An 8,983-nucleotide genomic window follows, 5' to 3' on the forward strand; every position below is an offset into this window, starting at 1 on the left:
TCGTTCTGGAAACTACTAACGTTGTTACCGCTTTCTCATTTCCTCCTGATACAGTAATGGAGTTATCAAACACTTTACCTGTTTGGAAAAAATCCTTCACGTTGTCAGGATATGCCTGGTATGGAACGGTTGTTCCCCAAAACTCTTCGAATCCAATTACTCCATTATACCAGTGTGGAATAGTCGTTCTTGAAGCATAAGGCTTTGTTCCTACAAAAGGAGCGCCCCATGAACCGTTCACTTGTGAATAAGCAAAGTTGGTTCCTGTTCCGTATGTATTTTGGTAGTCTGGTAAGTTGGCTACTTCTTCAATAGCAAAATTAGAGCTAAAAGATATCTCCAATCCCTTTCTTCCGGCTCCTGCACTACCTGATTTTGTAGTAATAACAATTACACCATTCGCAGCTCTTGAACCATATAGGGCGGCGGCTGCTGCTCCTTTTAGTACGTTCACTGACTCAATGTTGTTAGGATCTAAATCTTGGAAACGACTACCAGAAGCTCCTCCTCCAGTTAACTGATCGTTATTAAAACCATCACCTGTAGTATTTGACGAGTTGTCATAAGGGATACCATCCACAACAAATAAAGGCTGGTTGTTTCCTAATAAAGAGGAATTACCACGAATGGTGATTCTTGTAGCACTACCTGGTGCACTACTTGATCCTCCAATATTAACACCTGCTACTTTTCCTTGCATCGCACGTAGTGGATCAGGCTCTGAAACAGCTGAAAGTTTATCCCCTCCTACTCTTTCTACACCATAGCCTAATGCTTTTGCTTCTCTTTGGATACCTACCGCTGTTACCACAACTTCTGAAAGTTGCTGAACATCCGGTGACATCTGGATATCAATTACTGATCGGGAACTGATAGCAACTTCTTCGGTAGCTAAACCAATAAATGAAAATACTAACGTACCACCATCGGAAGGTACATTTAACTTGAAGTTACCATCAATGTCGGTAACAGTACCTGTGGTTGTACCTTTTAGTACAACGTTAACACCGGGTAGGGATGAACCATCCTCGATAGAGGTGACTTTTCCCGACACAGTGCGCTCTTGAGCCCACGAATCGCTGAATGCGAATGCGAACATCAACATAAATGCAAAAAGTAAATACTTCTTCATACTGTAATGTTTAGGTTAATAAATGAACACAATGGCGGGTATACCCACCATCTCACTAAATTCACCTAATTGCGAAGTAAATTTTTAATGCATTATTGAGGATATTACGTATGAGAAAAGGGGGATATAAATCTGTTAACCAAGTAGTGCTATAGCTTCAGCTTTGTTCTTTACATTTAATTTTTCATAGATATTATACATATGAGCTCTAACAGTATTTTGCTTAATATCAAGGGCTTTTGCTATTTCAGAGGAGTTTTTACCTTTTTTTAATTGATTCAAAACTTCAATTTCTTTCTTTGTTAAACCAGAGGGTAATTGATTATAAAAGCTCGAAACAAGGACTCTGCTGGCTAATGGTGATAGTGCTGGCTTACCTTCCTGAAGCTTAACAATGCTGTTAATAATCTGTTTGTAGTCGAACTTTATGTTTATTAAAAATCCACCTGCATCATGTTCTATGAAATTCAAAATAGTATCCTCGGTTGGAGAATCAGAATATGGAAGAAACTGAATATACGGTAATCTAACTTTAACTGATTTAATTAATTTGTAAGAATCTGCGTTCTCATCAACGTTAACTAGGACAAGATGTGGTTGAGTTTCGAGGAAAACTTTTTCTTTTGGAAATTCTTTATATAAGTCAATAACACGAAGGCTTAAGTTATCCTCTACAAGCATTTTAACAGCCTGAGACCAGCGTATATCTCTGTCAACAATACTAACCCTTATGGTATTGTCTAACTTAAACTTTTCCATTTCTACTTTGAGTTTTTAACTTAATTCAAATTGTTACTTCAATAATCTTTTTCACCCACAAGAACGTGCTACGACTGATTTTGAATAAGTTTAGCAACAATATGAACACCTTCATGTGAAAGTACTTGAAAAGAATTTCGGAAATATCCCCCTAACAAAGTGAAAAATCCGATTTTACAATCCCCCAATAATTTATCCTCATTTAGAGACTAGAATGGATTGATAAATAAATTATTAATGAACATTTTATAATTATAAGTTCATTGATATCAGACATAAAATGGCTTTTGATATTTCATATATTGTTCTAAAATAAAAAAGGCAGTCACGTAATGTAACTGCCTGATTTTATTTGAAGCTCCCCCTCTTGGGCTCGAACCAAGGACCTACTGATTAACAGTCAGCCGCTCTAACCAACTGAGCTAAGGGGGATTGTTTTCTCAAATGGTCTGCAATATTAGAAGTTCATATTCTTTTTTGCAATACCTTTTTTTAAAAAAAATTATAGACCTATAAACAGTACGTAAAAATAGATTAATGTAAAAGCCGAAAGAAAGACAATTCCTGCTTTTGCTAGCGTTTTCAACCACAATGGCGGTTGTAGGTTTTTATCAACTTCACTGGAAAAAATTACTTTGTAATTGAGTATCGCTGCAAGAGGCGCGATAATAAACGAAATGGTTGTCGCAAGATCTACCAAACTTTTCAAGTTGTTTAAATATTGACTCAATACGAAATATGCGCCCAACGCTACAATTACTACCCAAAAGGTATAATTCCACTTTTTCTCCTGCCCGCTAATAATTACATATACTTTATTCATTGCTCTGCCATAGCCATCTAATACTGTTATAGAGGTACTAAACATCGTGCTAAAAGCAGCCACCGCTATGATTAGATAACTCCACTCACCTATGGAATTTGTATAAAGACTAATTAACTGCGCTGCAAAGCTTGAAGAATTATTAGATAACTCGATGCCGGTGCCGTACATCACCAATGCCCCTAATGACAAAAACACTACGGCCAGCACGCCCGTAATGGCATAACCTATATTAAAATCAAGTAATGTTTCTTTTAATGTGGGTGTATAACTGGTTTGCTTAATTCGCTCTTCTGCCCAGAGGCCTGTCCATGCCGACATATCCACTGCGGTGGGCATCCAACCCATCAAAGCAATAAGAAAGGTAATACCTACTACAGATAGCACCTCGTTTGGTACAAAGCCCTCAACAGGCGGCTTACTCCCATTATTAAAAGCCACAAAGGCCGCAATAAGTGTACTAATAAGTAAAACAGTACTTACAACTTTAAGTAGTCCGTCAAGCGCGCTGTATTTACCTGCGGCTAGTATAATTACGCATATTAACAAAATCAGCGCTGCTAATACATCTGCACCAATTTCTACCTGCAATATAGTACTCATTAAACCTGCGGCTACAAAGGCAATGGCAGCCGTAACGATAAACATTGTTAATACATTTACAATGCCATAAAGCCAAAGAATCCACCTTCCCAGGTTATCGTAACCGTAAAGAATGCTTTTACCAGTTGCACTTGTATATCTCGATGAGAATTCAAAGAATGGATATTTGAAAATAACTGCTGCAAGAACTGCCGGCAGTAATATAAAGCCGTAATCTGCACCAGCCCTGGTGGATTGTACAAGGTGTGAAACTCCTATGCACATACCGGCAAAAACTATCCCTGGCCCAAACGTCTTTATTAAATTTTTAACTGAGTCAGTCATAATGTGCTTTCGTTATTCAGGCGAATATACATTTACTCAATTAATAATTAAAATACGCCATTATGTCTTATTTTTAAATCTTTTTATACCAAAAGTGTCATTATGTCATTTATTTTATGCAATAATTACTACTAATTCGGTTGGTATAATTTTTACTACTCACCTTATAAAAATGAAAAAGACTATGAAAATTGTTAAATACAACCCACTAAACGACTTCATACCATCCACATTTGGTAGCATGTTAGAAAATGCTATTAATAATGGAAATGAGAATTATTACGAGCCTGCCGTAGATTTCGTAAAGAACGAAAATAGTTTTGAGCTACATGTGATTGCACCGGGACTGGAGAAGTCAGACTTTGAAATTAAAATGGATGAAAACACCATTACTGTATCAGGTGAGCGCAAACGAAGTGAAGGTACCCACTATACTAGAATAGAATCTAATTTTGGAGCTTTTAAAAGATCATTTAAAATTGGCGATGGCATAGATAAAGAAAAAATTAATGCCTCTTACCTGAACGGAATTCTTAAAATAGAATTACCCATCAACAAAAAGGTGCTGGAGAAAAAGACCATTAAGATCGACTAAATAGAAAAGGGCTTCAATTGAAGCCCTTTTTATATTTTACATTGTATGGATCTCTTATTCGCCTCCCAGTCTATTTCTTAGCAAGAAATCCACATAAGCCTCTTTATAGCTATCTACTTCCGGAGCCAATTGCATTGCTTCCTCATAGCTAGTCATGGCATCTACTAAAAGATTATTCTCTTCATAAAAACCTGCAAGGATATATTTATTCAATGCTGACTCTTGATTCACATCACTCATTAAAGAGTTTAGAGAAGCTTTTACTTTATCTGCATCGGCCGAAGGCAGTTTTTTCATGGCGTAAGTACCAGACTTAACCGTCTCATCTGCTTTATTCGCTACAGATAGAAGAATCACATTTTCCTTCGCAATTTTGTCATTCGTTAAATCTATCTCAACATTAGGATCATTTGTTTCAATGGATAGCAACACGTCATCAAACATGTTTTTTAATGTTACCATATAGGTGCTTGCATTATCCAAAGAATCCCATCTTACGATTGCTTTATCATTATATACACCTACAGAACTAGGCATAAATACTTTTATTGCATCATTGCTGCCTCTATGAACAGCTCCGGTAGCACTTAGTCTGTTCTTTTTTCCTTCAGCAGACATTTTTGAAAGTACAAAATCTGCATACTTACTAGCCACGCTAGATCCGCCAGTATTTATTCTTGACGCGAGGTCTGATACTTTGTGAATTCCTGCTTCTTTTAATTCCAATGTCTTACCACTAGAATGTACAAGCCCTAAGTAAGCATCACTAGATACCTCTAACTCATCTGTAGAGTTTAATGATGCACCTGTTTTTAAAGATTCCCAATCTGCACCAGACTTCACTTTGTTATTTCCTTTGTTAGCCAACACTTTAAACGTATAGCTCTGTGCTGTTGCAACAGTTCCTGCAACAAAAAGAGCCAATACAACTGCTAATATCCTTTTCATAACTTAATTATTTAACTTTTTTAATAATCAATACTATTTTTTAATCAACTTGTACATGTATACCGCAGAAAAGTTAATGGTAAGCGGGGTTGATAAAATTTTGTTAAAATTATTAAAAAAACTTACATGCACTCTTTACTGAAGGTTAAATTTACTTTAAATCTATTTAAAATAAAATCTTTCCTTATTCGCTCGTTACGGGCGCTTTTCTTTTTTTCTTGGACACCCTATCTAATAGCTTCATCACAACATTTCTTACAACGCCATAATACACTTCCAGCAAATCCCCTGCCAGGGCCACAGCAAATAAGCCAATCGACAATTCAAGCTTAAAACTCACAGTAGCAAATAGCTGTATAATAATGAACAAAATAAGCATTACTTCAATCACCTGAATTAGTTTGGTTGCTCCATCATACCATACTCCCATATTTCGATATATGTAGGAGAATAAGAGTACATTCAGATAGCATAATAGTATTCCCAAAATTATTTCCTGAGTTTCTGTTAAGGAATCCACATAATCTCGATTTAAAATCATTGATACGATATTGGCGTGAATTACCGGCCCAAACATATCGGGGTTAGCCCTACCAGCTATTTTGGTGTTTAGTGGCGTAAAAAACTTATCCTCCCACTGTGCAGCTCCAAACTCTTCTCCCAGGTAGCCGAATAAAACTATTTTACCTTCAATTATTTCCGGCACAAAATCTTCTTGCAATACCTGATACCAATCCAGTGCATAAAAACGGGTAGAGAATCGGCTTTGATCAAAGAAGTTGACAAAATCTCCTCGGTAATTAATGATTTCAAAATCTTTATCTCGTTCAAGTAATGGCTCTGTACTCGATGGGTCATATAATTGGGCCATTTTTGCTGCAAAAGCCAGGTATTCTTCTCCTGTGCCTAGAACTTCTCGTTTGGGTGGAAACTTTCTACATATTTTAATATCATCCTGAAACTCGGCATCAGTGTCTAAATTAGCAATGGCCGAATGAGCATTTTTTATAAACATAGAGTCTGATAAATAGAGGTAGTCATACACTTCCTCTCCTGCGTGTATTTCGGCCAAAGAATCAGTTTGATCAACCTTGGCCACCATCACTAATTCTGCCTGAATATTAGTTAGCACCTCTGATAAATAAAGCGTTTTTAGGGTGTCATCTGCTGTTCCACCATATCCATACCCTTTAAAAAAACTATCTATTCCTATTACTTTCGGCTTGTATTTGTCTATAATTTTAAGTTGATCAGCTATTCCCTGTCTATCCAAAGGTCCAAAATTTACAAGTACAATGGATGTATCTGGTGGCAATGGTTCCCTCAATTGAGAAAAGGCAATATCTGTCATTTCCATATCCTCTAAGGCCTGACCAATAGAGTCGAAGGCATCAAATATTTGAAAGGCAGAAATATTTGATACAATGTACATAAATAAGTAAATGAACCCAGTTGCAAACAGACTATCTATCCAGATGCTACCTTTGATTTTTTGCTTTGCCATAGTGCCTTATTTAAATGCAGCGTTCAAGATAGTGATTATTATAAAAAATTACGAATAGCTGACTTAATTGTGTTAGTTGTTTTATTTTCGAGCATGGCTAAAATGCGTAAGCGTCTATCAAAAGAGGAACTTATTAATGGTGTTTTAGGTGGAGATACCATAACACTAAGTCGTGCTATTACGCTTATTGAAAGTGCTTTACTTTCTGATCGTGAATTGAGTGAGGAAGTATTGAATGCAATACTGCCAAAAACGGGTAAATCTATTCGAATTGGTATTACCGGTGTGCCGGGCGTTGGAAAAAGTACTTTTATTGAGTCATTTGGTTCTTATCTATGTGAGCAGGGCCACAAAGTAGCTGTTTTAGCTATTGACCCCAGTAGCCAAAAAACAAGCGGCAGCATTTTAGGTGACAAAACACGCATGGAGAAACTAGCGCATCATCCTAATGCCTTTATTCGGCCTTCGCCCACTGGCACCTCTTTGGGTGGCGTTGCGAATAAAACCAGAGAGACCATGCTGCTGTGTGAAGCTGCAGGTTTTGATGTGATTTTGATTGAAACTGTAGGCGTTGGGCAATCCGAAACAGCCGTAAAAGGTATGGTAGATTTCTTTTTACTACTGATGCTAGCAGGTGCTGGAGATGAACTTCAGGGCATTAAAAAAGGTATTATGGAAATGGCTGATGGTATTGCCATTACCAAAGCTGATGGTGAAAATGTAAAGCCAAGTAAGCAAGCCAAAAACGCGTATCAGAATGCTCTACACTTATTCCCTGCTTCAGAATCGGGTTGGTACCCAAAAGTACTCACATGCTCGGCACTTGCTAGTGATGGATTAAATTCCGTTTGGGATATGATTAATGAGTATAAAAATAAGCTTGAGTCTAATGGATATTTTGATCAGCAACGAAGAAACCAAAATGTAGATTGGATGAATGAGTCAATCGAGCGGAAGTTACTTCAGACTTTTTATAATAATGAGCAGGTAAAGGCTGTATTACCTCAGCTTAAAAAGAAAGTAAAAAATGGCTTGATAACCCCTCAGGCTGCAGCATTGGAGTTGTTCAAGTTGACTGGTGATTAAAGTTCTAATAAATAGACAATTCAACCTTACTAAGCCTCAGAGGCTTAGTAAGGTTAGTCAGAAAGCCAAAGACTTGAACTGAATCATATGATCCTCAGTAATAATACACTTTTAATTCCAGCTAAGATTTACTCTAAACCCAGCATAATAAAAGGCTTAAAAACACTCACCAAAAAAGTAGCTGGCGGTGAAATAACCCCTTAAATAGCGGCAGGAAAATTACTTCAGGATAATTCGAACTCAGCGAAGTAGAATTTATCTTCTATTATTTCCTCTTCACCATTTTCATTCTTCACTTTGAATGTAAAGTCCTGTTCATATTTACTCTTTAGAACTAATGGGATTTGATTTTTAAATATCGGTCCGTCCACTACAAAACTGTGATACTCACCATTTTCACCGCATGGATCGATCTCAGGATGATTGGCTAAGAACGTTGAATCTAGTTCTTCTCCAACCCATTTTGCGTCAATGAACTTGGCATCTACCGCACAGAGTTTGGTTTTAAAGCCTTCATTTAAGAATTCATAGATGAGCTTTTCTGAATCCATTTCCCATAGTGGGTATAAGCCCTTCATCCCACTTTTTCGCATTAATGATTCGCGAAAGTCTTTCAGATCTTCCAGAAAAATATCTCCAAACATCACACAATCAACCCCTTCTTCTTTTAAGCTTTGGTAATACTCTACCATCAACTTATCATAAGCCATAGGTTTCTTTTTCAAATAAAGTTTGGTGAGAGGTAGACCTAACTGTTCAGCCTGAGCAGCTATGAATTCTTCTTTAACATTGTGAATGCCTACACGTCCTGAGTCTTCTTCTATGACTGTATGCAACCCGACTATTTCATATTTATCAGATTGCTGTGTTTGGTGTAGCGCCAGTGCGGAATCCTTTCCTCCACTCCAGCTGATATGGATTTTGGTTTTCTTACCCATCCAGCCAATTCTTAAAATCCTTGACCTTCTCCCTGCTCACCAATACTTCATCATACTCAAATTTGGGTGAGCACTCCAATAGCAATCTCCCGTTAAAATAGGTATGGATTTCTTTTATATTATCAGCTCTTATTATCATACCTCTATTGCACCTAAAGAAATCATTGGGATCAAGTACTTCCTCTAATTCATCCATCGTGCAATCTGTAACGAAATTTTCACCTGACGTTTTTCTGGCATAATTCAGCCCATCATGACTGTAGAAATAGGC

At 37.1% G+C, this 8,983-nt stretch carries 9 protein-coding genes and 1 tRNA gene; 2 read left to right on the top strand and 8 right to left on the bottom strand.

Annotated elements, in window-relative coordinates; all coding sequences use genetic code 11:
- The 4 genes from RLO81_RS03675 to RLO81_RS03690 all read right to left on the bottom strand — a co-directional run.
- Positions 1-1,132 (bottom strand): carboxypeptidase-like regulatory domain-containing protein (locus tag RLO81_RS03675; protein ID WP_350107400.1); only part of this gene is annotated, 1,132 nt, incomplete at its 3' end.
- 135 nt (positions 1,133-1,267) lie between these two features.
- Positions 1,268-1,891 (bottom strand): response regulator transcription factor, encoded by a 624-nt coding sequence (locus RLO81_RS03680; RefSeq protein WP_350107402.1) that lies wholly within the window; start codon positions 1,889-1,891, stop codon positions 1,268-1,270.
- Between the two features lie 358 nt (positions 1,892-2,249).
- Positions 2,250-2,323 (bottom strand) — tRNA-Asn (locus tag RLO81_RS03685).
- Positions 2,324-2,393: 70 nt separating this feature from the next.
- Positions 2,394-3,641 (bottom strand): NRAMP family divalent metal transporter, encoded by a 1,248-nt coding sequence (locus RLO81_RS03690; RefSeq protein WP_350107405.1) that lies wholly within the window; start codon positions 3,639-3,641, stop codon positions 2,394-2,396.
- Between the two features lie 184 nt (positions 3,642-3,825).
- Between RLO81_RS03690 and RLO81_RS03695 the strand changes: the two genes are divergently transcribed.
- On the top strand, positions 3,826-4,236 hold the full coding sequence (locus tag RLO81_RS03695; RefSeq protein ID WP_350107408.1) for an Hsp20/alpha crystallin family protein: 411 nt from the start codon (positions 3,826-3,828) through the stop codon (positions 4,234-4,236).
- A gap of 54 nt (positions 4,237-4,290) precedes the next feature.
- On the opposite strand, the gene RLO81_RS03700 is transcribed toward RLO81_RS03695, so the two are convergent.
- A complete protein-coding gene (locus tag RLO81_RS03700) occupies positions 4,291-5,184 on the bottom strand; it encodes a hypothetical protein (RefSeq protein WP_350107410.1) in 894 nt (297 codons plus the stop codon).
- 184 nt (positions 5,185-5,368) lie between these two features.
- The gene (locus RLO81_RS03705; RefSeq protein ID WP_350107413.1) at positions 5,369-6,688 is read right to left on the bottom strand and encodes a CHASE2 domain-containing protein; all 1,320 of its coding nucleotides are present in this window, start codon (positions 6,686-6,688) and stop codon (positions 5,369-5,371) included.
- Positions 6,689-6,790: 102 nt separating this feature from the next.
- On the opposite strand from RLO81_RS03705, the gene meaB reads away from it, so the two are divergent.
- Positions 6,791-7,774, top strand: a complete 984-nt coding sequence (gene meaB, locus RLO81_RS03710; RefSeq protein ID WP_350107416.1) for a methylmalonyl Co-A mutase-associated GTPase MeaB — start codon at positions 6,791-6,793, stop codon at positions 7,772-7,774.
- Positions 7,775-7,998: 224 nt separating this feature from the next.
- Here meaB and RLO81_RS03715 read toward each other — a convergent pair whose 3' ends face one another.
- On the bottom strand, positions 7,999-8,712 hold the full coding sequence (locus tag RLO81_RS03715) for a Dph6-related ATP pyrophosphatase (protein WP_350107419.1): 714 nt from the start codon (positions 8,710-8,712) through the stop codon (positions 7,999-8,001).
- On the bottom strand, positions 8,705-8,983 hold a 279-nt coding region (locus RLO81_RS03720), incomplete at its 5' end, for a LytR/AlgR family response regulator transcription factor (protein WP_350107422.1). The genes RLO81_RS03720 and RLO81_RS03715, both read right to left, overlap by 8 nt.

Source organism: Fulvivirga sp. (assembly GCF_040220315.1).
Lineage (GTDB): Bacteria > Bacteroidota > Bacteroidia > Cytophagales > Cyclobacteriaceae > Fulvivirga.

Coding starts and splice junctions, on each gene's coding strand:
- RLO81_RS03680 (WP_350107402.1), bottom strand. CDS start 1,891: ATGGAAAAGTTTAAGTTAGACAATACCATAAGGGTTAGTATTGTTGAC.
- RLO81_RS03690 (WP_350107405.1), bottom strand. CDS start 3,641: ATGACTGACTCAGTTAAAAATTTAATAAAGACGTTTGGGCCAGGGATA.
- RLO81_RS03695 (WP_350107408.1), top strand. CDS start 3,826: ATGAAAATTGTTAAATACAACCCACTAAACGACTTCATACCATCCACA.
- RLO81_RS03700 (WP_350107410.1), bottom strand. CDS start 5,184: ATGAAAAGGATATTAGCAGTTGTATTGGCTCTTTTTGTTGCAGGAACT.
- RLO81_RS03705 (WP_350107413.1), bottom strand. CDS start 6,688: ATGGCAAAGCAAAAAATCAAAGGTAGCATCTGGATAGATAGTCTGTTT.
- meaB (WP_350107416.1), top strand. CDS start 6,791: ATGCGTAAGCGTCTATCAAAAGAGGAACTTATTAATGGTGTTTTAGGT.
- RLO81_RS03715 (WP_350107419.1), bottom strand. CDS start 8,712: ATGGGTAAGAAAACCAAAATCCATATCAGCTGGAGTGGAGGAAAGGAT.